This window comes from Burkholderia sp. F1 (genome assembly GCF_050813845.1).
In the GTDB taxonomy this organism is placed as follows: domain Bacteria; phylum Pseudomonadota; class Gammaproteobacteria; order Burkholderiales; family Burkholderiaceae; genus Burkholderia; species Burkholderia ubonensis.
This window is the reverse complement of record NZ_CP172421.1, coordinates 3,054,584-3,080,780: the sequence shown is the minus strand read 5'-3', so window position 1 is coordinate 3,080,780 and position 26,197 is coordinate 3,054,584. Positions and strand designations below refer to the sequence as shown.

General features: G+C 69.9%; 18 protein-coding genes and 1 pseudogene. 7 read left to right on the top strand and 12 right to left on the bottom strand.

Going from position 1 to position 26,197, the window contains the following annotated elements; translation table 11 throughout:
• Positions 1-71 precede the first annotated feature (71 nt).
• Together ACFIMZ_RS14465 and ACFIMZ_RS14460 are read right to left on the bottom strand one after the other, a co-directional pair.
• Positions 72-4,780 (bottom strand): annotated as a pseudogene (locus tag ACFIMZ_RS14465) (DNA translocase FtsK).
• Positions 4,781-4,953: 173 nt separating this feature from the next.
• A complete protein-coding gene (locus ACFIMZ_RS14460; protein WP_431820106.1) occupies positions 4,954-5,499 on the bottom strand; it encodes an META domain-containing protein in 546 nt (181 codons plus the stop codon).
• Between the two features lie 217 nt (positions 5,500-5,716).
• Here ACFIMZ_RS14460 and purT point away from each other — a divergent pair, with 217 nt between their 5' ends.
• The 3 genes from purT to ACFIMZ_RS14445 all read left to right on the top strand — a co-directional run bounded on the left by purT (position 5,717) and on the right by ACFIMZ_RS14445 (position 9,241).
• Positions 5,717-6,931 (top strand): formate-dependent phosphoribosylglycinamide formyltransferase, encoded by a 1,215-nt coding sequence (purT, locus tag ACFIMZ_RS14455; RefSeq protein WP_431820105.1) that lies wholly within the window; start codon positions 5,717-5,719, stop codon positions 6,929-6,931.
• A gap of 81 nt (positions 6,932-7,012) precedes the next feature.
• Positions 7,013-7,393 carry an MliC family protein gene (locus tag ACFIMZ_RS14450; protein ID WP_431820104.1) on the top strand — a complete coding sequence of 127 codons (381 nt, stop codon included), beginning with the start codon at positions 7,013-7,015 and terminating at the stop codon, positions 7,391-7,393.
• A 351-nt stretch (positions 7,394-7,744) separates the two neighbouring features.
• Positions 7,745-9,241, top strand: a complete 1,497-nt coding sequence (locus tag ACFIMZ_RS14445) for a DEAD/DEAH box helicase (RefSeq protein WP_431820103.1) — start codon at positions 7,745-7,747, stop codon at positions 9,239-9,241.
• A 201-nt stretch (positions 9,242-9,442) separates the two neighbouring features.
• Here ACFIMZ_RS14445 and gluQRS read toward each other — a convergent pair whose 3' ends face one another.
• Both gluQRS and ACFIMZ_RS14435 read right to left on the bottom strand, forming a co-directional pair.
• Complete coding sequence (gene gluQRS, locus ACFIMZ_RS14440) at positions 9,443-10,339, bottom strand: tRNA glutamyl-Q(34) synthetase GluQRS (protein WP_431820102.1); 897 nt, start codon at positions 10,337-10,339, stop codon at positions 9,443-9,445.
• A 22-nt stretch (positions 10,340-10,361) separates the two neighbouring features.
• Positions 10,362-11,225, bottom strand: a complete 864-nt coding sequence (locus tag ACFIMZ_RS14435) for a sulfurtransferase (protein WP_431820101.1) — start codon at positions 11,223-11,225, stop codon at positions 10,362-10,364.
• 233 nt (positions 11,226-11,458) lie between these two features.
• Here ACFIMZ_RS14435 and dnaE point away from each other — a divergent pair, with 233 nt between their 5' ends.
• Together dnaE and ACFIMZ_RS14425 are read left to right on the top strand one after the other, a co-directional pair.
• On the top strand, positions 11,459-14,992 hold the full coding sequence (dnaE, locus tag ACFIMZ_RS14430; RefSeq protein ID WP_431820100.1) for a DNA polymerase III subunit alpha: 3,534 nt from the start codon (positions 11,459-11,461) through the stop codon (positions 14,990-14,992).
• Between the two features lie 94 nt (positions 14,993-15,086).
• Positions 15,087-16,262, top strand: coding sequence for a glycosyltransferase family 9 protein (locus ACFIMZ_RS14425; RefSeq protein ID WP_431820099.1), 1,176 nt, complete (start codon positions 15,087-15,089; stop codon positions 16,260-16,262).
• A gap of 164 nt (positions 16,263-16,426) precedes the next feature.
• Here the strand turns inward: ACFIMZ_RS14425 and ACFIMZ_RS14420 are convergent, their stop codons facing one another.
• From ACFIMZ_RS14420 to ACFIMZ_RS14410, 3 genes are all read right to left on the bottom strand, one after another.
• Entirely contained in the window at positions 16,427-17,710 is a 1,284-nt protein-coding gene (locus ACFIMZ_RS14420) for an O-antigen ligase family protein (protein WP_431820098.1), read from the bottom strand.
• Positions 17,711-17,844: 134 nt separating this feature from the next.
• Complete coding sequence (locus ACFIMZ_RS14415) at positions 17,845-18,687, bottom strand: glycosyltransferase family 2 protein (RefSeq protein WP_431820097.1); 843 nt, start codon at positions 18,685-18,687, stop codon at positions 17,845-17,847.
• Positions 18,688-18,795: 108 nt separating this feature from the next.
• Positions 18,796-19,548 carry a glycosyltransferase family 2 protein gene (locus ACFIMZ_RS14410; protein WP_431820096.1) on the bottom strand — a complete coding sequence of 251 codons (753 nt, stop codon included), beginning with the start codon at positions 19,546-19,548 and terminating at the stop codon, positions 18,796-18,798.
• A 178-nt stretch (positions 19,549-19,726) separates the two neighbouring features.
• On the opposite strand from ACFIMZ_RS14410, the gene msbA reads away from it, so the two are divergent.
• Positions 19,727-21,508, top strand: a complete 1,782-nt coding sequence (gene msbA / locus ACFIMZ_RS14405) for a lipid A export permease/ATP-binding protein MsbA (RefSeq protein WP_431820095.1) — start codon at positions 19,727-19,729, stop codon at positions 21,506-21,508.
• A 105-nt stretch (positions 21,509-21,613) separates the two neighbouring features.
• Positions 21,614-21,994, top strand: coding sequence for an RcnB family protein (locus tag ACFIMZ_RS14400; RefSeq protein ID WP_431820094.1), 381 nt, complete (start codon positions 21,614-21,616; stop codon positions 21,992-21,994).
• Positions 21,995-22,064: 70 nt separating this feature from the next.
• Here ACFIMZ_RS14400 and ACFIMZ_RS14395 read toward each other — a convergent pair whose 3' ends face one another.
• The 5 genes from ACFIMZ_RS14395 to ACFIMZ_RS14375 form a co-directional block, all read right to left on the bottom strand.
• The gene (locus ACFIMZ_RS14395) at positions 22,065-22,628 is read right to left on the bottom strand and encodes an FUSC family protein (RefSeq protein WP_431820093.1); all 564 of its coding nucleotides are present in this window, start codon (positions 22,626-22,628) and stop codon (positions 22,065-22,067) included.
• A gap of 40 nt (positions 22,629-22,668) precedes the next feature.
• The gene (locus ACFIMZ_RS14390; protein WP_431820092.1) at positions 22,669-23,931 is read right to left on the bottom strand and encodes an MFS transporter; all 1,263 of its coding nucleotides are present in this window, start codon (positions 23,929-23,931) and stop codon (positions 22,669-22,671) included.
• A complete protein-coding gene (locus tag ACFIMZ_RS14385) occupies positions 23,928-24,884 on the bottom strand; it encodes a PRC-barrel domain containing protein (RefSeq protein WP_431820091.1) in 957 nt (318 codons plus the stop codon). Before ACFIMZ_RS14385 ends, ACFIMZ_RS14390 begins: the two co-directional genes overlap by 4 nt.
• 451 nt (positions 24,885-25,335) lie before the next feature.
• Entirely contained in the window at positions 25,336-25,671 is a 336-nt protein-coding gene (locus ACFIMZ_RS14380; protein WP_431820090.1) for a YggL family protein, read from the bottom strand.
• 62 nt (positions 25,672-25,733) lie between these two features.
• A complete protein-coding gene (locus ACFIMZ_RS14375) occupies positions 25,734-26,129 on the bottom strand; it encodes a hypothetical protein (RefSeq protein ID WP_431820089.1) in 396 nt (131 codons plus the stop codon).
• Between the last annotated feature and the right edge of the window lie 68 nt (positions 26,130-26,197).

The window sequence follows — 26,197 nt, the reverse complement described above, 5'->3', positions numbered from 1 at the left end:
CGCCGTAGATGCACGAAGGGCGCTGCCGATGCAGCGCCCTTCGTGTTTGTGCGGGTGGCGGAGCGCCTCGCTTACTCCGCGGCGGCCGGCACCAGCACCTCGCGGCTGCCGTTGATGCCCATCGGCGACACGAGCCCTGCCGCTTCCATCTGCTCGACGAGGCGCGCGGCGCGGTTGTAGCCGATGCGCAGCTGCCGCTGCACCGACGAGATCGACGCGCGGCGCGTGCGCACGACGAACGCGACCGCCTCGTCGTACAGCGGGTCCGCCTCCGCGTCCGGCGCGTCGCCGAACAGGTCCTGCGCCGCGCCTTCCGACGTCGGCCCGTCGAGAATCCCTTCCTCGTACTGCGGCTCGCCGAACTGCTTCAGGTATTCGACGATCCGGTGCACTTCCTCGTCGGCGACGAACGCGCCGTGCACGCGCTGCGGGTAGCCGGTGCCCGGCGGCAGGAACAGCATGTCGCCCTGGCCGAGCAGCGACTCGGCGCCCATCTGGTCGAGGATCGTGCGCGAGTCGATCTTCGACGACACCTGGAACGCGACCCGGGTCGGGATGTTCGCCTTGATGAGGCCGGTGATCACGTCGACCGACGGACGCTGCGTCGCGAGGATCAGGTGGATGCCGGCCGCGCGCGCCTTCTGCGCGAGGCGGGCGATCAGCTCCTCGATCTTCTTGCCGGCGACCATCATCAGGTCGGCGAGCTCGTCGATCACGACGACGATCAGCGGCAGCGTCGACAGCGGCTCGGGATCTTCCGGCGTCAGCGAGAACGGGTTGCCGATCTTCTTTTCCTTCGCCTCGGCGTCGCGGATCTTCTGGTTGAAGCCGGCGAGGTTGCGCACGCCGACGGCCGACATCAGCCGGTAGCGCTTCTCCATCTCGCCGACGCACCAGGTGAGCGCGTTCGCGGCGAGCTTCATGTCGGTGACGACCGGCGCGAGCAGGTGCGGGATGCCTTCGTAGACCGACAGCTCGAGCATCTTCGGGTCGATCATGATGAGCCGCACGTCCTCGGGCGTCGCCTTGTACAGCAGCGACAGGATCATCGCGTTGATCGCGACCGATTTGCCGGAGCCCGTCGTGCCCGCGACGAGCATGTGCGGCGCCTTCGCGAGATCGGTGACGACCGGATGGCCGGTGATGTCCTTGCCCATCGCGATCGTGAGCTGCGACGTCGAATGCTGGTACTGGCGCGACGCGAGGATTTCCGACAGGCGGATCATCTGGCGTTTCGCGTTCGGCAGCTCGAGGCCCATGCAGGTCTTGCCGGGGATCGTCTCGACGACGCGGATCGACGTGAGGCCGAGCCCGCGCGACAGGTCCTTCATCAGGCCCACGATCTGGCTGCCGCGCACGCCGAGCGCGGGTTCGATCTCGAAGCGCGTGATCACCGGGCCGGCCGACGCGCCGACGACCGTCACCGGCACCTTGAATTCCTGCAGGCGCTGCTCGATCACCTGGCCGGTCTGGGCGAGGTGTTCTTCGGAGATCGTCTGGACGTCGTCCGATGCCGGTTCGAGCAGGTCGAGCGTCGGCAGCTCGACGCTGAACGTAGCCGGCGCGTGGAATTCGAATGCGTTCGGCCGCGGCGGGGGCGGCGCGGCAGGGGCGGCATCGGGCGTCGGGGCGGCGATCGTTGCCGTGGGCGCTCCGAGCATTGACGCACCGACGATTGCAGCGGCAGGCGCAGCAGCGGCGATCGGAACGGCAGCGGTTGCCGCCGGCGCTGCAGGCGCGGTGATTGCCGTGGCGGCAGGCGCTGCAACGTGCGTCGGAGCGGCCGTCGCCGCAGTGGGTGTCGTCAGTGTCGCGCCGACGATTGCGGCGGCAGGTGTAGCAGAAACTGTCGGAGCGGCAGTGGTTGCCGTCGGCACCGCCGGGGCGGCGATTGTCGCGGCGGGCACCGCGACCTGCGTCGGAGCGGCGGTCGTCGCCGCGGACATCGTCAGTGCCGACACGCCGCCGCTTCCAGCTGCAGGCGTGGCAACAGACGCCGGAGCGGCAGCCGTTGCTGCCGGCTGCGCGGGAGTCGGGGTTGTCGTGGCAGCGGCGTTGGGTGCTGCAGCGGGCGTCACGAGTGTCGACGTGCCGACGATTGCGACGGCAGGTACCGCGACGGGCGCCGGGATGGTGATCGTTGCGGGTGCGGCGGCGGCAACCGTCGCCGTCGGGGTTGCCTGAGCGGAAGGTGTCGCCGCAGGCGTCGCGGGCGCAGCCGTGCCCGATGTCGCGGACAGGCCGTACTGCGACGGCGTGGCTGGCGTCGGGGACGAAAGCACTGGTGCGGTCGAAACGACCGGGGCAATCGCCGAGGGTACTGCGGTCGTCGGCGGGACGGCGGGCACGACGGTCCACTCGCTCGCGATGGACGGCTGCATGGTTGCGCCGGACAGCACCGTTGCACCTGCGGCGGGCGAATTCGTCACGGTTGACCAAGCGGGCGCGGCCGTCGAAGAGGGCGCCGGTTCCTCAGCCGGTGAAGCGAACGACGGCGACGGCGTCACGGCAGGTTCGATCGCGACGGAAGAGGGGCGACCCGTGTCGGCAGTCGCGGACTTCGCCGCGCTATCGGTATCGTCCGGGCCCGTGGTCATTGCAGCCGCAGTGGCCGCGAGCGTGGCCGGTTCGATGGCGGACGCGTCATCCGTCGCGACAGGCGACGGAGCGGCCGAGGCGGGAGCACTGGTCGGTTGCTCGGTCGTGCCGGACGCGTGCGACGGCGTAGTCGTTTCTGTCGCAGGCGTCGTTGCAACGTATGCGAAGGCATTCGGTGCAGCGATGGATTCGGCACGCGACGCTTCGGCAATCGACGGTGCGATGACGTTTGCAGCCGACGCAGGCGTCACGTTGCTCGCTTCGACAGTTGCCGACGTCGGGAGCGGTGTGGTTTGGGTGGCATCCGACGCCACAGCGTCGAGCGGCGGAACGCCCAGCGGCGATACGTCCGCGGCTGGGCTGGCGGCGACGTTCCCCGTGACCTCGGGGACGTCGTCCGCCATGCCGACCGTCGCGAACGGTTCGGCCCCGGTGGCATCGGCATGGTGCGCGACGGCGGCGGTTTCGAGCAGGACGGCGGGAGCGGCCTCGATTGCCGGCTGCGCGGCCTTGGCCAACTCGGCCGGCTGAAGGTACGCGTCGATTTCCCCGGCCGGCGTGGCGGCGGCGTCGGCTTGCGGCGCAAGCGGCGGCGTCCAGGTCGCGGGTGCGTCGGCAGACACCGTGGTGGCGGTTTGTATCCCGGCGATGTCTTCCCACGGGGCGAGATCGATCGGGGCATCGGTATGCGGCACGGATCGCGTATCGGAAGTCGTCGCGAAGCCGGCTTCGATATCCTGAACGGCGTCGTCGGCGCCCGCAATGACCGGCGTATCGGCAGCGGCATCGGTCGCTGCAGCAATTGCGCCCGGCGCTTCGTCGACCGACGCTTCGGGCGCCGGTGCTTCCGCGCCGGCTGTCACGATCGTGTGCGCTTCAGGCCAGATCTCCGGAACGGTGGCATCGGCCGGCGCGAACGCAGGCAGCACGATTGCATCGTCGTGGCCGATGCCCGCCGCGGGGGCGTCGGCAATGCGGGCGGTTTCGTCCGCCTCCACGGCGGGCGGCATGGAAACCGGCCCGGCAGGCGCCGCCGGCCACATCGACGCAGCGCCGCTTGCCGCCGCGGCTGCGCCAGCCAGCGGCGCAGCCGCGCGTGCGGCTTCAGCCGGCGTCGCATTGGCCAGCGACGCCCATTGAGCGGTGCTGGCCTCGATCGAACGCAGCGTCTCGTGGACGCTCGGCGCGGGGGTAATCGGCGTCGCGGGCTTTTCGGTCCATGCGTAAAGCGGCGCGCGCGCAGGCGCGGCCGGTCGCTGGCGCGGCGCGGCGGGCGGCACGGGGCGGTCGTCGTCGCGGCGGGCGGGCGCGACAGCGGCCGTGCCGGCGCCGCGCCGGTCGGGCGGGGCGCGACGGTTGCGCGCGGCGCGACCGGCTGCCGGGGCGCCACGGCAGGACGTGCGGGCGTCGCCGGTGCCGGTCGCGGGTGGGCCGGTTCGAACTTGATCGGAGCCGGAGCGGGGCGCGCGGGAGCCGCCGCGCCAACCGTGCCGGCGGCCGTGGCGGGGCTTGCAGCGCCCGCCGCGGGCGTCGCGGCCGGCCGGCTCGTCGGCGCGGGCTTCAGCCAGCCGGTGGGCGCAACCGGCTCGGTATGCGGCCGGGGCGCCGTCTGGCCGCGCGGTTTCGGGCGCGCTTGCGGATCGGGCTTCCAGAGCGTCGGGCGGGAAAACCGGCCGTTCTGCCGGGGCGCCATCGAGTTGACGGTATGCGCGGTGGTCGGCTGCACATCGCCGGCGCGGCGCACGCGGCGCTCGTCGTCGCGATGCAGCGCGCTGCGCGGCAGGTCGGCGACGCCGCGCGCATCGTCGTCGCCGTTGCGCGAGAGCCGGAGCCCGAACGACGTGTCGAGCCACGCGGCGACGCGCTGCCAGCCGATGCCGGTCAGCCAGGGCAGCCCCGCAAGGAACAGCACGACCATCGCGAGCGGCGTGCCGATGTGGCCGAGCACGCGCTCGAAGCCGGCCGACAGCGCATGGCCGAGCAGGTTGGCGTCGGCGCCGGACAGCGGGCTCGTCAGCGTGCAGCTCGCGACGAATACGCACGCGAAGCCGAGCCAGAGCCGGATCGAGCCGTGACCGGCGAGCCCGCCGCTGCCGGGCAGCATCGCTTTCGCGAGGCGCCAGATGAGAGGGATGAACCAGACGGCGGAGACGCCGAACCAGCCGAGGACAACCGTGTGCATGCTTTGAAACAGGAGTGGAGCAGGGAGCGCGGTGCGCGACCCGCCGAGTTTAACCGGCTGACGATGCAGAAGACTTTAAAAGACGATCAGACGCGCCCGCCGCGGGACGCGCGTGCGCGGCGATCACGCGGCGGGACGCGGTCAGCCGGACGCCTCCCACGCGGGTCGCAGCATTACGGGCCGCGGCGCGTGAAGGTCAGCGTCGCGCCGCCGTCGGTCACGAGCAGCAGCTGCTGCGGCGCGCGCATCTGCACGCCGGCCTTGGCGACGTGCGCGAGCGCGTCGAGATACGCGCGTTCGAGCTGGCCGCCGAGCGTGCCGGCGCAGGCCATCCGCGTGCCGGCGAGCGGGCCGAAGCTCAGCACGCCGTTCTTCACGTCGTAGGTGCCCATGTAGCGGTTGCAGCCGGAAAAGCCGCTCGCGCGTCGCACGCCGGATTCGGCGGACAGCGCGAGCTTGATCGGTTCGCCGTTGTCGCCGTGCGGGACCGTGCGCGGCGTGCCGTCGGCGTTCTGCCAGCCGGTGAGCTCCCAGCTCGTGTCGTCGAGCAACTGGACGGCGGCGGGATTGAACGGATCGGGCGCGGCGGCGGCGTCGTCGGGGTGCGTCGGCATCGAGCAGGCAGCGAGAAGCGTGGCAAGCGTCAAAGCGCAGAGCGGCGCGCGCAACGGGCGAAACAGGCGGGTGCGCGTGCGTGCGGCTGCGATCGGTTGGGACATGAGCCTCGTTCCTCATCATCGGGTTCTGAACAAGGCGTAAGAGTAACGCACTCGCGTCGCGTCAGGCGAGGCGACCGTGCGTGCACGAAAACGTTCTCGACCCGCCGGCGCGTCGCGCGCGGCGGCGCGAAATCGGCCGGAGCGCGGCCGGACCGGTGCCGAGGCGCGTGTTAGCATCGCAGTCGTTTTCGACCTCCAACCAGAAGCGGGAAATCACATGCAGATCGGTCAGCGGCTCGGTACGCCGCTTTCACCCTCGGCCACGCGCGTCATGCTGCTCGGCGCGGGCGAGCTCGGCAAGGAAGTCATCATCGCGTTGCAGCGGCTCGGCATCGAGGTGATCGCAGTCGACCGCTATCCGGGCGCGCCCGGGCACCAGGTCGCGCACCGCGCGCACGTGATCGACATGACCGACGCCGACGCGCTGCGCGCGCTCGTCGAGGCCGAGCGTCCGCACCTGATCGTCCCCGAGATCGAGGCGATCGCGACCGATGCGCTCGCGGCGATCGAAGCAGCGGGTGTCGCCACGGTGATCCCGACCGCGCGCGCGACCCAGCTCACGATGAACCGCGAGGGCATCCGCCGGCTCGCCGCCGAGGAACTGGGCCTGCCGACGTCGCCGTACGCGTTCGCGCAGTCGTTCGACGAGTTCAGGGGCGCCGTCGCGGAGATCGGCATGCCGTGCGTCGTGAAGCCGGTGATGTCGTCGTCGGGCAAGGGCCAGTCGGTCGTGCGCAGCGAGGCGGACGTCGAGCCCGCGTGGCAGTACGCGCTGGCGGGCGGGCGCGTGAATCACGGGCGCGTGATCGTCGAAGGCTTCGTGGATTTCGACTACGAGATCACGCAGCTCACGGTGCGCGCGATCGAGCCGGCCAGCGGCGACACGCGAACCTATTTCTGCGAGCCGGTCGGCCACGTGCAGGTCGCGGGCGACTACGTCGAGTCGTGGCAGCCGCAGCCGATGTCCGCGGCGGCGCTCGCGCGCTCGCGCGAGATCGCGCACAAGGTCACCGAGGCGCTCGGCGGGCGCGGACTGTTCGGCGTCGAGCTGTTCGTGCGCGGCGACGAGGTCTGGTTCTCCGAAGTGAGCCCGCGGCCGCACGACACGGGCCTTGTCACGCTCGCGTCGCAGCGCCAGTCGGAATTCGAGCTGCACGCGCGCGCGATCCTCGGCCTGCCGGTCGATCCGACGCTCGGCTCGGCCGCAGCATCGGCGGTGATCTACGGCGGGCTCGACGAGCGCGGCATCGCGTTCGAGGGCGTGCGCGACGCGCTGGCGGTGCCGGGCGCCGACCTGCGCCTGTTCGGCAAGCCGGAGAGCTTCGCGAAGCGGCGCATGGGCGTCGCGCTCGCGACCGGCGCCGACATCGACGAAGCCCGCGACCGCGCGAAGCGCGCCGCCGCGGCCGTCAAGCCCGTTTCCTCGCGCTGACGCCGTCGATCCCGCATAACGAACACCGGCGCGCCCGCGCGGGCGCGCTTGCGCACAACACCGTCTCGTGAGAGGACCTGCATGATTCGTCAAACCCTCGCCGCGCTCGCGCTGGCCGGACTGTCCGTTTCCGCCGCGCATGCGGCGCAGCTGACCGTCGAGGAGATCGACGCGGACGCGCGCCAGAACGTCGTCTACCAGTGCGCGAACCAGAAGCAGCCGGTGCGCGTGTCGTACTGGCTCGCCGGCAACGGCCAGAGCTTCGCGCTCGTGCCGGTCAACGGCCAGCGGCTGCTGTTTGTCGACACCGTGTCGGCGTCCGGCGTGCGCTACCAGGCCGGACGCTATACGTGGTGGACCAAGGGCAAGGAGGCGACGCTGCGCGACGAGATTGCCGACGAGAAGGCGCCGCCGCTGCTGTCCGGCTGCGTGCAGGTCGAGAAGAAAAAGAAGAAGGGGTGATGCGCAGGGGCAGTTTGCCGGGAAGGATTCCCGGCTGAATTCGGACTGAACCTGCTTGCGGACCGTTGCGCCGACCGCGGCGCTCGAACGCCGGATTTGAACGCCCGGTTCGGCCGCTGCGCGGGCTGTCACGGACACGTCGCCGTGCAGTGCTACAATACGACCCTTTCCGCCGGCATTCGCGCCGGACGGAGTCCGCACGGCCCTGGGCCCTTACGGTCCAAAGCGCCAGAGCGGCGCCGCGCGGCGCGCCGCGGCTCCGTCTACTTCCGAAATGTGATTTGCGCAGCGGCCCGTCGGGCCGAGCTGACGCGTGATGTCCCCGCCGCGCCTTTTGAGCGAAACGCCACCATGTCCGATTCTGTCGCCAAGCCAGTCGACGCAACCTTCGATCAATTCGGCCTTGCCGCCGACATCCTGAAAGCCATTGCGGAGCAGGGCTACACGACGCCGACGCCGATCCAGGCGCAGGCGATTCCGGTCGTGCTCGCCGGCCGCGACGTCATGGGCGCCGCGCAAACGGGCACCGGCAAGACCGCGAGCTTCTCGCTGCCGATCATCCAGCGCCTGCTGCCGCAGGCCAACACGAGCGCATCGCCCGCGCGCCACCCGGTGCGCGCGCTGATCCTCACGCCGACCCGCGAGCTCGCCGACCAGGTCGCCGCGAACGTGCATGCGTATGCAAAGCACACGCCGCTGCGCAGCGCGGTCGTGTTCGGCGGTGTCGACATGAACCCGCAGATGGCCGAGCTGCGCCGCGGCGTCGAGATCCTGATCGCGACGCCGGGCCGCCTGCTCGACCACGTGCAGCAGAAGACCGCGAACCTCGGGCAGGTGCAGATCCTCGTGCTCGACGAGGCCGACCGGATGCTCGACATGGGCTTCCTGCCGGACCTGCAGCGCATCCTGAACCTGCTGCCGAAGGAGCGCCAGACGCTGCTGTTCTCGGCGACGTTCTCGCAGGAAATCAAGAAGCTCGCGTCGACCTACCTGCGCAACCCGCAGACGATCGAGGTCGCGCGCAGCAACTCGACGAACGCGAACGTCACGCAGATCGTCTACGACGTCGCCGAGGGCGACAAGCAGGCGGCCGTCGTGCAGCTGCTGCGCGATCGCGGGCTCAAGCAGGTGATTGTGTTCTGCAACAGCAAGATCGGCGCGAGCCGACTCGCGCGCAACCTCGAGCGCGACGGCGTGGTCGCGTCGGCGATCCACGGCGACAAGACGCAGATCGAGCGGATGCAGGCGCTCGACGCGTTCAAGCGCGGCGAAATCGAGGCGCTCGTCGCGACCGACGTGGCCGCGCGCGGCCTCGACATCGCCGAGCTGCCGGCCGTGATCAACTTCGACTTGCCGTTCAGTGCCGAAGACTACGTGCACCGGATCGGCCGTACCGGCCGCGCGGGTGCGACCGGCGATGCACTGTCGCTGTGCAGCCCGAACGAGCGCAAGCAGCTCGCCGACATCGAAAAGCTGATCAAGCGTCCGCTCGAGGTGCAGACGCTGGCGCTCGACAAGCCGGCGCGGCACCGTCACGACGAGCGCGGCGGTGAACGCGGCGAACGCGGTGGCGAACGCGGTGGCGAACGCGGTGGCGAGCGTGGTGGCCGGCGCGAGCGCGACGAGCATCGCGGCGCAGCGGGGCGTCGCTCGGCCGGCGCCGAGCGCGGCCATCATCGCCGCCACGAGGCGCCGATCGACGATTTCTTCCTGAAGCCGTACGAGCCGTCGGCGCCGGCGAAGCAGCCGGAAGAGGCGAAGCACGCGCAGCACGAGAAAAAGGGCCCGAAGCGTCAGGTGGCCGCGCTGCTCGGCGGGTTCGGGATGCCGCGCAAGCCGTCGGCGTAAGCGTAACAAGCGGTCGGCCGCGATCGAAAGGTCGCGGCAAGACGGGCGCATGCAAGCAGCGTGCGCCCGTTTTTCATTTGCGGGGGCGGATGGGGTGCGGTACGGCGGCGCGTGGTCGTCCCTGAGTCGCAGAGAAACGGTGCCGGATCGATTCCGGCGATCGGGCCGCGCCCGCGTTGGCGCGCGGACGATGGCGGTACGCTAGCCCGCCTGCGGCCCGAAGCGCCGCGCCCATGCGGCCGTTGCCGCTGCGTGGAACGCGTCGAGCGTTGCGCCCGGCAGCTCGCCGTGGTCCGGCGCCAGGCCGAGATGGGCGGCCGCGGCTTGCAGTGCGGGCAGCGGATCGTCGCGTTCGAGCGCGATCGCGCCGGTCTGCTTGCTGAGTTTCTCGCCGTTCGCGTCGACGACGACCGGCACGTGCAGGTACGACGGCGTCGGCGCGCCGAGGCAGCGCTGCAGGTAGATCTGCCGCGCGGTCGAGTCGAGCAGGTCGGCGCCGCGCACGACGTGCGTGATGCCCGCATCGGCATCGTCGACGACGACCGCGAGCTGATAGGCCCACTGGCCGTCCGCGCGTTTCAGCACGAAGTCGCCGACCTCGGTGGCGAGATTCTGCGATTGCATGTGCTGCCAGCGATCGTCGAACGTGACGATCGCGGCGTCGCCGTCCGGCACGCGCAGCCGCCATGCGCGCGCGGGCTTGCCGTGCAGGCCCGATCGGCAGGTGCCCGGGTAGGCGAGCGTCGTGTGGCGTTCGTGCGCGGCGCGCAGCGAGTCGGCGATTTCCTTGCGCGTGCAGCCGCACGGGTAGACGAGCCCCGCCGCCTTGAGCCGCTCGAGCGCGGCCGCGTAATCGGCCTCGCGCGCGCTCTGCCAGACGGGCGGCTCGTCCGGCGTCATTCCGAAATGCGCGAGCGTCGCGAGGATGTCCTCGGCCGCGCCGGGCACCGTGCGCGGCCCGTCGATGTCCTCCACGCGCACGAGCCATGCGCCGCCGTGCGCGCGCGCGTCGAGCCAGCTCGCGAGCGCGCCGACGAGCGAGCCGAAATGCAGCGGCCCGGTCGGCGACGGCGCAAAGCGGCCGCGATAGCCGTTCATCGATGGGCGGGCCGGAATGCGCTTACGCCGCGCTGGCGGCGCCGACGGCGTTCAGGCAGGCCGGGCAGGACTGGCCTGCCACGTAGGCCGGCGATTGCTGCTGTTCGGGCGTGACGACTGCGCGGCACGCGAAGCAGGTGACGTTCGCGGTCGGTTCGAGCTGCGGGTTCAGCGCGGTGCGATAGTCGAACACGAAGCAGTCGCCGTGATAGTGCGCGCCGCCGACTTCCTCGAAATACTTGAGGATGCCGCCTTCGAGCTGGTACACGTTGTCGATGCCGACGTCCTTCATGTGGATCGCCGCCTTTTCGCAGCGGATGCCGCCCGTGCAGAACGACACGATCGTCTTGCCTTCGAGGTCCGCGCGGTTCGCCTCGATGACTTCCGGGAACTCGCTGAACTTGGCGATCCGGTAGTCGAGCGCGTTGTCGAACGTGCCGACGTCGACCTCGAATGCATTGCGCGTGTCGAGCATCACGACCGGGCGGCCCGCGTCGTCGTGGCCGCGGTCGAGCCAGCCCTTCAGCGTGCGCGCGTCGACGAACGGCGCGCGGCCGAGTTCCGGCTTGATCGCCGGCTTCTTCATCGTGATGATCTCGCGCTTCAGGCGCACGAGCATGCGGCGGAACGGCTGCGAGTCGGACACGCTTTCCTTGAACTGCAGCGTCGCGAACTTGCCTTCGAACAGCGGGTCGTGGCGGATGTACGCGATGAACGCGTCGGCCGCTTCGCGCGGGCCGGCGATGAACAGGTTGATGCCTTCCGGCGCGAGCAGGATCGTGCCGCGCAGGCCGAGTTCGTTGCAGCGGGCGGTGACGAGCGGGCGCCATTGTTCGATCGCGTCGAGTGATGCGAAGTGGTAGGCGGCGAGATTGACGATACTCATGGTGGTCGAACGAGAGAGCGGCCGCGGCCGTGCGACGGTCGCACGGAGGCTCGCAAAAAAGGGTGCGAAGCCGGGCGGCGGATGCGAAAACCCGTATTATCCCGCAAACCGCGCGCCGGCCGGCATTCTGCCGTACGGCCAACGGCGCGGCGCACGGTCGCGGGCATCGGCCGAACGGCCGGCGCGGGGTTTTTTTGGGCAGCCTGCGCGGCGGGGCGGCTACAATAGCGCCCATGTCAGATCCCCGCTTCGTCCATCTTCGCGTTCACTCCGAATTCTCGATTGCCGACGGCATCGTGCGTCTCGACGACATCGTCAAGGCGGCGGCCGCGGACGGCCAGGGCGCGCTCGCCCTCACCGATCTCGGCAACGCGTTCGGCCTCGTCCGTTTCTACAAGGAAGCCCGCGGCAAGGGCATCAAGCCGATCGCCGGCTGCGACGTCTGGATCGCCAATCCGGACGATCGCGACAAGCCGTCGCGCCTGCTGCTGCTCGTGAAGGACAAGCGCGGCTACCTGAATCTCTGCGAGCTGCTGTCGAAGGCGTGGCTCACGAACCAGTACCGCGGCCGCGCCGAACTCGACGCGCAGTGGCTCGAGACCGAACTTGCCGAAGGGCTCCTCGCTCTTTCGGGCGCGCAACAAGGCGACATCGGCCTCGCGCTCGCGGCCGGCAACGAGGAGGCCGCGCGCCGTCACGCGCAGCGCTGGGCGAAGGTGTTCCCGGGCGGTTTCTACATCGAACTGCAGCGCTACGGCCAGCCGGGCGCCGAGACGTACATCCAGCAGGCGGCGACGCTCGCCGCGGAGCTGAAGCTGCCGGTCGTCGCGACGCATCCGACGCAGTTCATGACCGACGACGATTTCACCGCGCACGAGGCGCGCGTGTGCATTTCGGAAGGCGACATCCTCGCGAATCCGCGGCGCCAGAAGCGCTTCACGACCGACCAGTTCTTTCGCACGCAGGACGACATGGTCGCGCTGTTCGCCGACCTGCCGTCCGCGGTCGCGAACACCGTCGAGCTCGCGAAGCGCTGCAACCTGACGCTCGAGCTCGGCAAGCCGAAGCTGCCGCTGTTCCCGACGCCGGACGGCATGTCGCTCGACGACTACCTGATCCAGCTGTCGAAGGAGGGGCTCGAGAAGCGCCTCGTGCAGCTGTATCCGGTTGAAGCCGAACGCGACGCGCAACGCGACACGTACTACAAGCGGCTCGAATTCGAGTGCGGGACCATCACGAAGATGGGCTTCCCGGGCTACTTCCTGATCGTTGCCGACTTCATCAACTGGGCCAAGAACAACGGCGTGCCGGTCGGCCCCGGGCGGGGTTCGGGCGCGGGTTCGCTCGTCGCCTACGCGCTCGGCATTACCGACCTCGATCCGCTGCGCTACAACCTGCTGTTCGAGCGCTTCCTGAACCCGGAGCGGGTGTCGATGCCCGACTTCGACATCGATTTCTGCCAGCACGGCCGCGATCGCGTGATCCAGTACGTGAAGGAGAAGTACGGCGCGGACGCGGTGTCGCAGATCGCCACGTTCGGCACGATGGCCGCGAAGGCGGCCGTGCGCGACATCGGCCGCGTGCTCGATCTCGGCTACATGTTCACCGACGGCGTCGCGAAGCTGATCCCGTTCAAGCCGGGCAAGCACGTGACGATCGCCGACGCGATGAAGGAGGAGCCGCAGCTCCAGGAGCGCTACGACCACGAGGACGAAGTCCACCAGCTGCTCGACCTCGCGCAGCGCGTCGAGGGCCTGACGCGCAACGTCGGGATGCACGCGGGCGGCGTGCTGATCGCGCCCGGCAAGCTGACCGACTTCTGCCCGCTCTACACGCAGGGTGACGACGGCGGCGTCGTCAGCCAGTACGACAAGGACGACGTCGAAGCGGTCGGCCTCGTGAAGTTCGACTTTCTGGGCCTGACCACGCTGACGATCCTCGACTGGGCCGAGCGCTACATCCGCCGGCTCGATCCGTCGAAGGCCGACTGGTCGCTCGCGCAGGTGCCGCTCGACGATCCGACGTCGTTCCAGATCCTCAAGAAGGCCAACACGGTCGCCGTGTTCCAGCTGGAAAGCCGCGGCATGCAGGGCATGCTGAAGGACGCGCAGCCGGACCGCTTCGAGGACATCATCGCGCTCGTGTCGTTGTACCGTCCGGGCCCGATGGACCTGATCCCGAGCTTCTGCGCACGCAAGCACGGGCGAGAGAAGGTCGAGTACCCGGATCCGCGCGTCGAGCCCGTCCTGAAAGAGACCTACGGCATCATGGTCTATCAGGAGCAGGTGATGCAGATGGCGCAGATCATCGGCGGCTACTCGCTCGGCGGCGCGGACTTGCTGCGTCGCGCGATGGGCAAGAAGAAGGCCGAGGAGATGGCCGAGCATCGCGAGATCTTCGCCGCGGGCGCCGCGAAGAACGGCCTGGCCCGCGAGAAGTCGGACGAGATCTTCGACCTGATGGAGAAGTTTGCGGGCTACGGCTTCAACAAGTCGCACGCGGCGGCCTACGCGCTGCTCGCGTACTACACCGCGTGGCTGAAGGCGCACCATCCGGCCGAATTCATGGCGGCCAACATGACGCTCGCGATGGACGACACCGACAAGGTGAAGATCCTGTTCGACGATTGCGTCGTGAACAACCTTGCCGTGCTGCCGCCGGACATCAACCAGTCGCATTACCGGTTCGAGCCGGTCGCGGAAGCCGACGGCAAGCGCTCGCGCACGATCCGCTACGGGCTTGGCGCGGTGAAGGGCAGCGGCCAGAACGCGATCGAGGAAATCCTGCGCGCGCGCGAGGAGAAGCCGTTCGCCGACCTGTTCGATTTCTGCGAACGGATCGACCGGCGCGTCGTGAACCGCCGCACGATCGAGGCGCTGATTCGCGCCGGCGCGTTCGATGCGCTGAGCGCGAACCGTGCGCAGCTGCTCGCGTCGGTGCCGCTCGCGATGGAAGCGGCCGATCAGGCCGCGGCGAATGCGATGCAGGCGGGCCTGTTCGACATGGGAGCCGAGTCGCCGCATGCGCATGCGCTCGTCGACGAGCCGGCCTGGGACGACAAGCGCCGCCTGCAGGAGGAGAAGGGCGCGCTCGGCTTCTACCTGTCCGGACACCTGTTCGATGCGTATCGCGACGAGGTGCGCCGGTTCGTGCGCCAGAAGGTCGGCGAGCTGAAGGAAGGGCGCGACAAGGTCGTCGCCGGCATCATCGCGTCGCTGCGCACGCAGATGACCCAGCGCGGCAAGATGCTGATCGCGCTGCTCGACGACGGCACGGGCCAGTGCGAGATCACGATCTTCAACGAGCAGTTCGAGGCGAACAAGGCGCTGTTCAAGGAAGACGAGCTGCTGATCGTGCAGGGGCAGGCGCGCAACGATGCGTTCACGGGCGGCATCCGCTTCACGGCCGATACCGTGATGGATCTCGAGCGCGCGCGCAGCCGCTATGCGCAGGCCGTGCGGTTGACGATGAACGGCAGTGCGGACGCAGCCGTGCTGCGCCGCGTGCTCGAGCCGCACGTGTCGAAGACCGATCCGGCCGCGGCGAACGTCGTGGAAGCACCCGCGCCGCGCGGCGGCGGGCGCGACGGCGGCCGCCGGCAGCAGGCGCCGCTGCCGAACGGGCTCGCGGTCCAGATCCACTACAGCAATGCGCGCGCGCAAGGCGAGATGCGCCTTGGCGAAGCGTGGCGCGTGAAGCCGAGCGACACGCTGCTCGCGGAGCTGCGCGCGGCGTTCAGCGGCAGCGTGGTCGAAATCACCTACTGAGCGAGCCGCCGGCCGCTGCTTACCACCCCGCGCCGGCAGCTGCAAAATCCTGTACATTGCCAGCCTTGTTTGCCAGCTAGACGGAACGATTGCCGTGGCCCTGTTTTCTTCCGCCCGCCCGCCCAGAACCATCCTCGTCGCCGCGCCGCGCCGTATCGGCGACGTGCTGCTGACGACGCCGCTCGTACGCTCGCTGAAGGCCCGCTGGCCGGACGCGCAGATCGACATGCTGGTGTTTCGCGGCACCGAGGGCGTGCTCGAGCACAATCCGGACGTGCGCCGCGTGATCGTGGTCGCGCAGCGCGCCGGGTTTCGCGAGCGACTGCGCGACGCGCTGTCGATGTGGCGTCGCTACGATCTCGCGTGCGCGGCGCTGAGCTCCGACCGGCCGCGCTTCTATAGCTGGTTCGCGGGCCGCAAGCGCGTCGGCCTCGTCGATCCCGAGCGCGTCACGTGGCTGACGCGGATGATGCTGAACGGGATCGCGATCAACCATCACCAGTCCGCGCATACCGTCGTCAGCACGCTCGCGCTCGCCCCCGTGATCGGCATCGAGCCGGTTTCCGAGGTCGTCGCGCCCGGCATCGGCGACGACCCCGCGCGGCGCGCCCGTTTCGACGCGCTGCTCGCCGAGTCGCCCGCGGTGCGCGACGGCAAGCCGCTCGTCGTCCTGCATCCGTATCCGATGTTCCGCTACAAGCAATGGCGGCTCGACGGCTGGGTCGAGATGATCGACTGGCTGCGCGGGCATGGCTTCGCGGTTGCGCTGTCGGGCGGTCCGGCCGACGGCGAGCGCGAGTATGCGGCGCGGGTCGCGGCCGAGGCGGGCGGCGACGTGCTGAATCTCGTCGGCCGCCTGACCTTCGGCGAAAGCGCGGAACTCGTGCGGCGCGCGCGGCTGTTCATCGGTCCCGACACGGGCGCAACGCACGTCGCCGCGGCGACCGGCACCGACACGATCGCGCTGTTCGGGCCGTCCGATCCCGTGCGCTGGGGGCCGTGGCCGCAGCACTGGCCCGCGACCGAGAACCCGTGGCCGCTGCGCGGCTCGGGGCGGCACGGGAACGTCTGGCTGCTGCAGGGAGAGGGCGATTGCGTGCCATGCCGGCACGAGGGATGCGAGCGCCACGTCGACAGCCGCAGCGACTGCCTCGTCAACCTGGGCGCGCAGCGCGTGAAGGCCGCGGCGGCCGAGATGCTCGGGCTGAACGGGCCGGATGCGGCGGCGGTCGTCGACACGTCGCGGCTGCGGCGCGCCGAATCGAACTGAATCGAACTGAATCGAACTGAATCGAACTGAATCGAACTGAATCGAACTGAATCGAACTGAATCGAACTGAATCGAACTGAATCGAACTGAATCGAACTGAATCGAACTGAATCGAACTGAATCGCGCGGCTGCGGCGCGAGCCCGCGCGCGACGTGAACCGGCGCTAAGTGTTGTGCCGGATCGCCGACGTCTCGCGCGGCAGCGACTCGCCGCGCTCGGCACAGCCGAGCAGGATGCCCGCGAGCAGCACGATCAGGTGGCCTTCGGCGAAGTCGAGCAGCAGCGAATTCGCGACGCTGCCGATTGTGAAGATCGCGAGCCACGCGAGTAGCAGGTGCCGCGAGCGCGGATCGAGCGCGAGGCTGCCGCGCGCGATCTGCGCGATCAGGTTGACGAACAGCAGCAGGCCGAGCGTGCCGAGCTGGACGGCCATCAGCAGGTATTCGTTGTGCGGATTCGACGTGAGCTGCCCTTCGGCGGCGCTCTTGCCGGCCGCCAGCTTCTGGAATTCGAACTCGAGGCCGCCCGCGCCGTAGCCGATCACCGGCCGCGCGCGATACAGCTCGAGCCCCTTCTTGTACCACTCGAGCCGCAGCCCGGTCGACGTGACGGCGTCGTTCTGCCGGTATTCCCGCACCTCGGACGCAACCTGCGCGAGTCGCCCGCCGTGGGTCGTGCCTATGGCGACGCCGAGCACGGCCGCCGCCGCGACGAGCGCGCCCGCGGCGAGGCCCGCGCGCAGCGGCGACTGCCGGCGCAGCACCAGCAGCAAGCGCACGGCGACGACGCCGATCAGCAGCAGTGCGATCAGCTGGCCCGTGCGTCCCTGCAGCATCACGAACACGTTGACGAGCGACCACGCGGCGATGCCCGCGCAGGCGGCGCGCGTCAGCGCCGTGCGCGCCGACAGCGCGAGATCGGCCGCCTGGTAGAACAGCAGCGCGCCGAACATGCCGGCCGCGATGTGGTTCTTGAACACCCACGCGCGCGAGATCGGCAAGTCGGCCGCGTGCGCGGGCCCGATCGCGGTCAGTCCGAGATAGTTGGTGGTCGACAGCAGGAGGATCGCGCACAGCGTGCCGAACCAGCAGCGCCGCACGATCGGCGCCCAGTTCGCCGCACGGCGGAACGCGATCACCGCAAGCGGCAGCAACAGCAGCTTGTCGTACTTCGCAACCCAGTTCCACGCCTTGTCGTGCGGCGCGACCGTATACGCGACGCTCGCGGCCAGCGCGGCGAGCACGAGCAGCGCCGCGAGCGATGCGGGGTGGGTGACGAACGAGCGCAGATTGCGCCAGAACTCGGGCGTGACGACGAGCGCGACCGCGAACAGCGCGCAGAACACGTTGGTCAGCGCGGTCGACACGGGCACCATGCACAGCGCGGCGACGGCGAATGCGCGGGCGGCGGCCAGGCGCCGCGACGCGGGGGCGGAGAACGATAGCATCGGAACCTGTCGGTTGGGCCGGCGGCGGCACGCAGCACGGTGCCGCCCGCCGTGCGTCCCGGCAGCGGGGGCCGGGCCAAACCACGAAGTATACGCGAACCGCCGGGCGTTTCCGGACGGTTGACGGGGCCGGATCAGCTGAACGCGCGCTTGATCCGCGAGCGCAGCAGCGCGCGTTTCAGGCCGCCGACGACTGCCGGCGTGTCGAGCGCGACGCGCGTGCCGGCCGGTTCGCCGCGATGCAGGTAGTAGCGGTCGAAGGTCGCCTGCGTCATCCCCCATTTGTTGAGGAACTGGCGGCGTCCGTTGTTCTTGACGATCTTGCCGGTGCTCTTCTGCTGGAAGTGGTAGACGAGGCTGTCGCCGGCGCCGAGGAAGATCCGGCAGCCGGCGTCCCAGAATTTCATCGAGAAGTCGTTGTCGCTGCTCATCCCGGGCGACAGCTCGCTGCTGTAGCCGCCGATGCGGTTCCACCAGTCGCGGTGCACGAGCGTGGGCGGCCAGGTCGAGCCGAGCCAGTCGGCGCGCGCGAGCTTCGGCGCGGCCGCGACGAGGCCCGCCGCGTCGAAATGCTCGGCGTCCCGGCCGAAATCGCCGACGACGACGCACGGGTTGCGCGTGTCGACCGGCTCGACCATCGTGCCGGACAGCATGAACAGGTCGGTCGGCATCTGCTCGATGCGCCGCACGAGCGCGGCATCCCAGCCGGGGAGGCAGTACATGTCGTCGTTCATGTAGACGACATAGTCGCGCGTCGCGCGCGCCGCGGCGAGGTTCACCGCATGGCAGATGCCGATGTTCGCCGGCGACGCCGTATGCTCGATGCCTTCGCTGCGCACCCAGTCGAGCGTGCCGTCCGAGCCGTCGTTCACGTGCACGATGATCTGGTGTTCGTGCGCGGAGTGGCGGCGCAGGCTGTCGACGACAAGCTTGAGGTACGGCAGGTTGTTCCAGGTCGGGATGATGATGGAGAACATGGCGGTCGGATTCGGTGGTCGTCGTGTCGGGCGGCGCGGCCTCGTCGGCAAGCGCGCCGCGCGGGCAGGCCGGCATTGTAACGCCCGGCGGGGCGGGCGCCGCCGGCGTCAGCGCGCCGGCTCGTGGCCGAGCTTCAGGAAGCGGTAGTAGACGGTCTCCGCGTTGAAGATCGCGATCATGAAGCCCGCGCGCCCGTCGAGAAAGCCGCGCCGGAGCACGTAGGTGCGCAGGAACGCCCACGCGCCGCGCGCGAGCGCCTTGCCGAAGCCGCCGCGCTGGCCGGCCGCGCGGCGCTGGCGCGCGCCGGCCGTCGAGTATGCGTCGAGCTTGCGCACGACGGTCTCGAAATCCTCGTACGAGTAGTGCATCAGCTTGCCGGACAGGCGCTGCGCGGGCGTGTCGAACACGAGCCGCTCGTGCACGAGATCGTCAGAGAAGCGCGCGCTGCCGCGGCGGAACAGGCGCGGCACCCAGTCCGGATACCAGCCGCTGTGGTGGACCCACTGGCCGCAGAAGCTCGACAGCCGGTCGAGCGCGTAGACCCGCGCGGCCGGCGTCCGGATCGCGGTGCGGATCGATTGCGCGAGTTCGGGGCTGACGATCTCGTCGGTGTCGAGCGACAGGATCCAGTCGGTGGCCAGCGCGTCGAGCGCGCGGTTCTTCTGCGGGCCGAAGCCGGGCCAGTCGCGCGCGACGATCACGCGCGCGTCGTGCGCCTGCGCGATCGCGACGGTGTCGTCGGTGCTGCCGCCGTCGATCACGACGATGTCGTCGGCGAAGGCCAGCGCATCGAGGCATTGCGCGAGCCGCGCGGACGCGTTGAGGGCGATGAGGGCGACGCCGAGGGTGGGTTCTGCCATGAAATCGTCGGACTTGCGGGTGGAACGGTGAGCGGCAGTATACCCGCGGCCCGGCGGCCGGCCGTGCCGGCAAGGGTGTGCGGCTATAATATCGGGCCTTTTCGGCACCCGCCCGGCGGGGTCGGAGTTCCGGTCGAAACCCGCCCGGGCGCCGCGCCGCGGCTCAAGAAGGATTGCCTTGGAAACCCAGAACACTCTTCGCAAATCGCTGAACGCCGGCGGCACGTCGCCGGTCACGGTCTTCAAGCGCCTGTGGCCGTACGTCAAGCCGCTCCTCGGCATCGTGCTGCTCGCCGTCGTCACGATGGGCGTCGTCGCGGCGACGGAAGCCGGGATTCCGGCGCTGCTCAAGCCGCTCCTCGACCACGGCTTTGGCGCGCACGGCAGCGACCGCGCGAAGTGGTACGTGCCGATCGCGGTGATCGGCCTCGCGCTCGTGCGCGGCGTGTCGCAGTACGCGTCGGGTTACCTGCTCAGCTACGTATCGAACCGCATCCTGCTGCAGCTGCGCCTGGAGATGTTCCAGCGAATGATCCATACGAGCGCGTCGTTCTTCCAGCGCGAGACCGCGAGCACGGTGATCAACGCGATCGTCTTCGAGGTCAACCAGATTCTCTCCGTGCTGACGGGCGTGATGGTCACGCTCGTGCGCGACTCGATGACGGTGATCTTCCTGCTCGGCTACCTGTTCTACCTGAACTGGCGGCTCACGCTGATCGTCGCGGTGATCCTGCCGGGCATCGGCTGGCTCGTCAGCAAGATCAACCGCCGGCTGCGCCGCCTGAACCGCGAGCACCAGACGCTCACCAACGAGCTGTCGTACATCGTCGAGGAGACGGTCGGGGGCTACAAGGTCGTCAAGGTGCATAACGGCGAGCCGTACGAAATCGACCGCTTTACCGCGATGAGCAAGCGCCTGCGCGGCTATGCGATGCGGATGACGGTCTCGGGCGGTCTCGCGCAGCCGATCACGCAGTTTCTCGCGTCGATCGCGCTGGCGGTCGTGATCACGATCGCGGTCTTTCAATCGACGAACGACCAGACGACGGTCGGCGGCTTCGTGGCGTTCGTGACGTCGATGCTGCTGGTGATCTCGCCGCTCAAGCACCTGATCGACGTGAACCAGCCGCTGCAGCGCGGGATGACGGCCGCCGAGCTGATTTTCGGCCTGATCGACGAGCCGGCCGAGCCGAGCGGCGGCGGGCGGCCGCTCGCGAACGCGCGCGGCGAGATCGAGTTCCGCGGCGTGACGTTCGACTACGGCGCGGCCGAGCGGCCGACGCTCGACCGGATCTCGTTCAAGGTCGCGCCGGGCGAGATGGTCGCGCTTGCGGGGCCGTCCGGCAGCGGCAAGACGACGCTCGTGAACCTGCTGCCGCGCTTCTTCGATCCGACCGGCGGCTCGGTTCTGCTCGACGGCGTGCCGATCGCCGACTACGACATCCATGCGCTGCGCAGCCAGATGGCGATGGTGAGCCAGGACGTCGTGCTGTTCAACGACACGATCGCCGCGAACGTCGCCTATGGACACACGCCGGATCGCGCGCGCGTGCAGGCCGCGCTCGAGGCGGCGAACCTCGCGGACGCGGTCGCCGCGATGCCCGACGGGCTGGATACGGTCGTCGGCGGCAACGGGATGCGCTTGTCCGGCGGCCAGCGCCAGCGTCTCGCGATCGCGCGGGCGATCTACAAGGACGCGCCGATCCTGATCCTCGACGAAGCCACGTCGGCGCTCGATTCCGAATCGGAACGCCACGTGCAGGCGGCGCTCGAGCGGCTGATGGAAGGCCGCACGACGCTCGTGATCGCGCACCGGTTGTCGACGATCGAGCGCGCCGACCGCATCCTCGTGCTCGAATCCGGCAAGATCTCCGAAGAGGGCACCCACGACGAACTGCTGCGGCACGGCGGCCTGTATGCGCACCTGCACCGCATCCAGTACCAGCAGCAGGCGGCCTGACGGGCGCGCGGCGAGCGGCCGCGCGTCTGCCGTCATGCCGGCGTGGTAGTCTTCACTGCGCAGTCCGCAGTCGTTTCATTCGCCCGAACAACACGGAGGGAACGCATGAAGAAGACGCACCGCATGATGTTTGTCGCATTGATCGCGGCGACTTTCACGGCGCCGCTCGCGATGGCCCAGGACGAGCAAGAGAACGGCCACCACGGCGGCCCCGGGATGCAGCATGGTCATGGACCGAAGCACATGCCGCCCGGCCAGATGCGGCGCGGCGACGATGCACCGCCGCGCTGGGCGGACGAGCCGCGCCGCGAATGGCACAAGGGCGACCGGCTGCCGGACGAATTCCGCGACCGCCAGTACGTAGTCGACGACTGGCGCGGCTATCGCCTGAGCGCGCCGCCGCGCGGCTATCACTGGGTCGGCATCGGCGGGGACTACCTGCTCGTGCAGATCGGCTCGGGCGTCGTGCTGCGGGTCGGCCCGTAACCGGCCCGTAACCGCTCGCGCCAGCCGGGCGCGTCCGCGCCCGGCGAACCCTTCCTTCCCCGTTGCCGCGCTACGGGCGCGCCAGCCAGCGCCGCTCGATCCTCGACGTCGCCCAGCAAACAACGAGCGCGCACACCGTGCCGAGCGTCACCTCGCCGAGCCGCACGAGCGGAATGTCCCACAGCGGGCCGCTGCCCGGAAACAGCATCACGATCGTCGCGGTGACGCCGCCGAGCCGCGCCGCGCTGCCGACGTTCACGCACCAGCAGCAGACGATCACGACCGCGACCGCGATCGCATAGGCGAGCATGTCGTGGCCGCCGCCGCCGAGCGCAGCGCCCGCGAAGCCGAGCACGCCACCGACCATCGCGCCGATGAACTGGTCGCGCGACAGCGACATCGTGTCCGCGTAATTGTGCTGGGTGACCGCGATCGCGGTGATCGCGGCCCAGACTGCCTGCTCGGTGTGCAGCGCGCGGCCGATGCCGTATGCGAGGCACGCGCCGCAGACGGCCTGCAGCGCCATCAGCCCGCCTTGCGCGAGCCGCTGGCGCAGCGACAGCCCCTTGAACAGGTCGAAGATCGACTGCTGGATCTGCTGCCGGGTTTCGTTGAGTGTCCTGAGCGTATTCATCGTCTGGCTGCCATGAATCGGGTGACGCGGGCGCCGAGCGTCAGTGCGCCTGTTCGGGCGACGCGGGGGCGGACGCCTCGGCCTGATCGTCGCCGTTCTCGACGCGCGTTTCGGGCATCCCGAGCCAGACCAGCAGCACCGCGAGCGCGCCTGCGGCGGCGAGCCCGAAGAAGCTGACCGCATTGCCGAAATGATCGGCGACATAGCCGGCCGCGGCCGTGCTGAAGGTCGCGCCGATCCCCGCCGCGAGGCCGAACAGGCCGATGCACAGGTTGTAGCGGCCCTTGCCGCCCGCGACGTCCGCGGCGATCAGCGGCAGCATCACGCCGAACACGGCGGCGCTGATGCCGTCGAGCATCTGCACCGGCACGAGCAGGTAGGGGCTGCTCACGCCGGCGAACAGGAGCGCGCGCACCGGCAGCGCCGAGAAGCCGAGCAGCAGGATCGGCCGGCGGCCCCAGCGCTGCGCGGAGCGGCCGACCCACGGCGACAGCATCGCGACGATCGCCTGCGGCACGATGATGCACGCGGCGATCACGAGCTGCACGTTCTCGCCCATGCCGGCCGTCACTTCGCCGGCCGCGAGGTTCAGCATCGCCGCGTTCGACAGGTGGAACAGCACGACGCACGCGGCGAAGGTCAGCATCCGCCGGTCGCGCAGCAGCTCGAGCAGCGTCTCGCGCTCCTCGCCGTCGTCCTTGTCGTCGTGCTTGGCGCCGCCGTGCGGGATCACCGTATGGGTCGGCTGGATCATCGCGAGCGCGAACAGGGCGGGCAGCGCGAGCACCGCAGTCAGCCAGAAAACCGCGCGTGCGGAGAAGTATTCGCCGGTGAGCCCCATCAGGCCCGCCGCGACCGCGCTGCCGATCGACGCCCAGCGCGCGTTGCGGCCGAGCCGGTCGCCGAGGTCCGCGCGGCCGACCAGCGAGAACGAGATCGCCGCCATCGCCGGCACCAGCATGCAGCTCGCGAAGCCGTGGAACACCTCGGCCGCGATCACCGGCACGATCGTCGGGCTGGCGGCCAGCAGCACCGCGGACAGGATGATCGCGGCGATCGCCCACGCGGCCGCGCCTTTCTTGTTCTTCAGCGCGTCGACGGCCGCGCCGCCCGGCACCTGGCTCACCATCGCGCTGATCGTGCCGATCGACAGCACCATGCCGATTTCGCCCTGCGTCCACTTGTGCGACGCGAGGTACGACGCGATGAACGGACCGAAGCCCGTTTGAACGTTTGCCACGAAGAAGTTGAGCCAGTCGAGCGCCCGGAGGCTGCGCACGCTGACGGTCTGGTGGATCGTCATCGCGTGGCACTCGCAGACGAGGCCGGCGCGGGGGCGGGCGGCGGCGAGACGGCGACGAGCGGCTTGTCCGCCGCGTAGGGCGGCGACGCCTTGATCTGCGCGTCGTTGAGGTCGAGCTGCGGGCGCAGCGTCCTGTCGCGCGTGACGAAGCGCAGCGCGGCCCAGTTCGCGGCGATCGAGCGGCGATCCGTGTTGACGAGCCCGCCGAGGTCGAGCACGACCGCCTGCGGCTGAGCGTCGCGGTCGATCAGCACGTCGACGACGCGGCCGATCTTCGTGCCGTTCGGCCGTTCGACGTCGCTGTCGAGCATCGGCAGGCGCGTGGCCGGCGACGCGGCGGACGAGCCGGACAGCGGCACCGCCTTCGGCCGGGCGGCCTGCGGCAGCTCGCCCGACGGCACGTCGAGCACGATCGGCTCGCGCTTGCCGCCCGGCAGGAAGCGGAACACGCTCCACGGGAAGCTGACCTTGCGGTCGCCGACGCCCATGAAGCCCTGCAGGTTGACGATCATCTCGCGCGGCTTGCCGCTCGGGTCGGTCACCATGTCGACCGCGCGGCCGATCACCTTGCCGCCGCGCCGCCGCACCTCGCTGTCGAGCAGCGCGTGGACCTCGTTGCGGTCGAGCGTGCGCGTCGCGACGAGCGGAGCCGGCGCGGGCGGCGCCGGCGGCGGCGATTCCGGACGCTGGACCGGCTTCGGCCGTGCGACTTCGCGGTGCGGCTTCTTCGGCGCCTCGGCTTCGGGCTGGACCGGCGCGGGCACGGGCGGCATCGTCAACGGTTCGCCGGCGGTTTCCTCGACCGGCTCGACGAGCGCCTCGCTGATCGGCGCGGGCGGGTTTTGGGTCGGCAGCAGCCCGCAGCCCGACAGCAGCGCGGCGGCGAGGATCGGGAAGAACGTCGTGGACGGGAATGACATGCGGGACGCGTGAAGCGGATATCCGCCGCTCATTGAAAACTCACTCCAAGGGTCGGGGGCGGGCCCGGAGGCACGCGGCTGGCGATGGAAGGCGGGTGCGCGCGGCGCACCACGCGAGGGGAGAGTTTACCGTGTCTCGCGGGAAAGGCCGAAGAACGGGGGGCGATCGACGTGAATCGGCGCGTGAAAACCGCGTGCGGCGACGTACGCGCCGGCGCCGCCGCATCGCGGCGACCGGAGCCGGAAGGCCGGCGCACCGGGCCGTGCGACATGGCGTCGCAGCGGCCGGCAGCCCCTGCGTCATGCCGAACGACTGCGCACGGGCTGCGAAGGGGTTACTTGACCGGCCCGCAGGCGCGGTCGTGACGGGCGCGCGCCGCCCGCTGCCTGTCTTCGCGAGCGTCGTGCCGGCGCCCGCGCCGGCGTTGCCGATGCTCGTGACGAGATTCGTGTGCGTCGCTCCGGGCGACGCATGCGCGAAGGCTTACGCCTCCGGATACCACGCGTCCGAGAAGTCGCTGACGGCGACGTCGGCCAGTTCGGGCCGGGCCTCGAGCCACGCGCGAACCGACTCGCGGTCCGCGTCGGTCGTCGTGCCGCGCGGCGCGCCGGAAATCACGTAGGCGCTGACGCCTTCGTCTGCGGACGCGACGGTCAGCAGCCCGTTCGCCTCGACGAAGTCGATGAATGCGTCGATCAGTTCGCCGCGCTGGAGGTCGCTCAGCTCGGTGCGGTATTGGGCCGATGCGCAGAAGGCCAGCTCCTGGAATTCGCCGATGTGGAGTTTCTTGCGCTGGCGGCGGTTGTGTTGCTTGCTCATGGTGCTTGATAAATGCCTGTAGGGATGGAAAAAGAGGCTTCGTGCAGCGGGAGTGCGTGCGCTCACTTCACGCACTGCACATCCTTCCTGGGCACGGAGATGATCACCGGGTATGTTCCGCGCTCGAGTTCCACGCGCGCGACCACGACCAGCGTCTGCTCGTCGCTGTCGTCGTACACGCTGACCCGCTCGTGCCGAAGATACGTGACGCCGGTGCAGCCGGACGTGCGGCTGTCCTCGGAGACCTTGCAATCGAATGGATGGTCGGCGAGGTAGCGATACTTTTCCGGGGTCGCGAGATATTCGCGCAGGCTTTGCGCGGATCCGCCGACGCCGGTGACGGTCGCGATCGCGCACGATTGCTGCGACGCGTCGCTGGCGGCCGACGTTTCGGCCGTTGCCGGCACGCTCGTGAACGCGAGCGCGGCGACGAAGGTTGAGGCGATGATGGACTTCATGGCGCGGTTACCCGTGTGCGGACTCAGCGCGGGATTGTAACCAACCCTCGCGCGCAGGGGTGTCGACA

Excerpts from the sequence above, each read along its gene's own strand:
- ACFIMZ_RS14460 (WP_431820106.1), bottom strand. The coding sequence starts at position 5,499 with ATGTCCCAACCGATCGCAGCCGCACGCACGCGCACCCGCCTGTTTCGC.
- purT (WP_431820105.1), top strand. The coding sequence starts at position 5,717 with ATGCAGATCGGTCAGCGGCTCGGTACGCCGCTTTCACCCTCGGCCACG.
- ACFIMZ_RS14450 (WP_431820104.1), top strand. The coding sequence starts at position 7,013 with ATGATTCGTCAAACCCTCGCCGCGCTCGCGCTGGCCGGACTGTCCGTT.
- ACFIMZ_RS14445 (WP_431820103.1), top strand. The coding sequence starts at position 7,745 with ATGTCCGATTCTGTCGCCAAGCCAGTCGACGCAACCTTCGATCAATTC.
- gluQRS (WP_431820102.1), bottom strand. The coding sequence starts at position 10,339 with ATGAACGGCTATCGCGGCCGCTTTGCGCCGTCGCCGACCGGGCCGCTG.
- ACFIMZ_RS14435 (WP_431820101.1), bottom strand. The coding sequence starts at position 11,225 with ATGAGTATCGTCAATCTCGCCGCCTACCACTTCGCATCACTCGACGCG.
- dnaE (WP_431820100.1), top strand. The coding sequence starts at position 11,459 with ATGTCAGATCCCCGCTTCGTCCATCTTCGCGTTCACTCCGAATTCTCG.
- ACFIMZ_RS14420 (WP_431820098.1), bottom strand. The coding sequence starts at position 17,710 with ATGCTATCGTTCTCCGCCCCCGCGTCGCGGCGCCTGGCCGCCGCCCGC.
- ACFIMZ_RS14415 (WP_431820097.1), bottom strand. The coding sequence starts at position 18,687 with ATGTTCTCCATCATCATCCCGACCTGGAACAACCTGCCGTACCTCAAG.
- ACFIMZ_RS14410 (WP_431820096.1), bottom strand. The coding sequence starts at position 19,548 with ATGGCAGAACCCACCCTCGGCGTCGCCCTCATCGCCCTCAACGCGTCC.
- ACFIMZ_RS14400 (WP_431820094.1), top strand. The coding sequence starts at position 21,614 with ATGAAGAAGACGCACCGCATGATGTTTGTCGCATTGATCGCGGCGACT.
- ACFIMZ_RS14395 (WP_431820093.1), bottom strand. The coding sequence starts at position 22,628 with ATGAATACGCTCAGGACACTCAACGAAACCCGGCAGCAGATCCAGCAG.
- ACFIMZ_RS14390 (WP_431820092.1), bottom strand. The coding sequence starts at position 23,931 with ATGACGATCCACCAGACCGTCAGCGTGCGCAGCCTCCGGGCGCTCGAC.
- ACFIMZ_RS14385 (WP_431820091.1), bottom strand. The coding sequence starts at position 24,884 with ATGAGCGGCGGATATCCGCTTCACGCGTCCCGCATGTCATTCCCGTCC.
- ACFIMZ_RS14380 (WP_431820090.1), bottom strand. The coding sequence starts at position 25,671 with ATGAGCAAGCAACACAACCGCCGCCAGCGCAAGAAACTCCACATCGGC.
- ACFIMZ_RS14375 (WP_431820089.1), bottom strand. The coding sequence starts at position 26,129 with ATGAAGTCCATCATCGCCTCAACCTTCGTCGCCGCGCTCGCGTTCACG.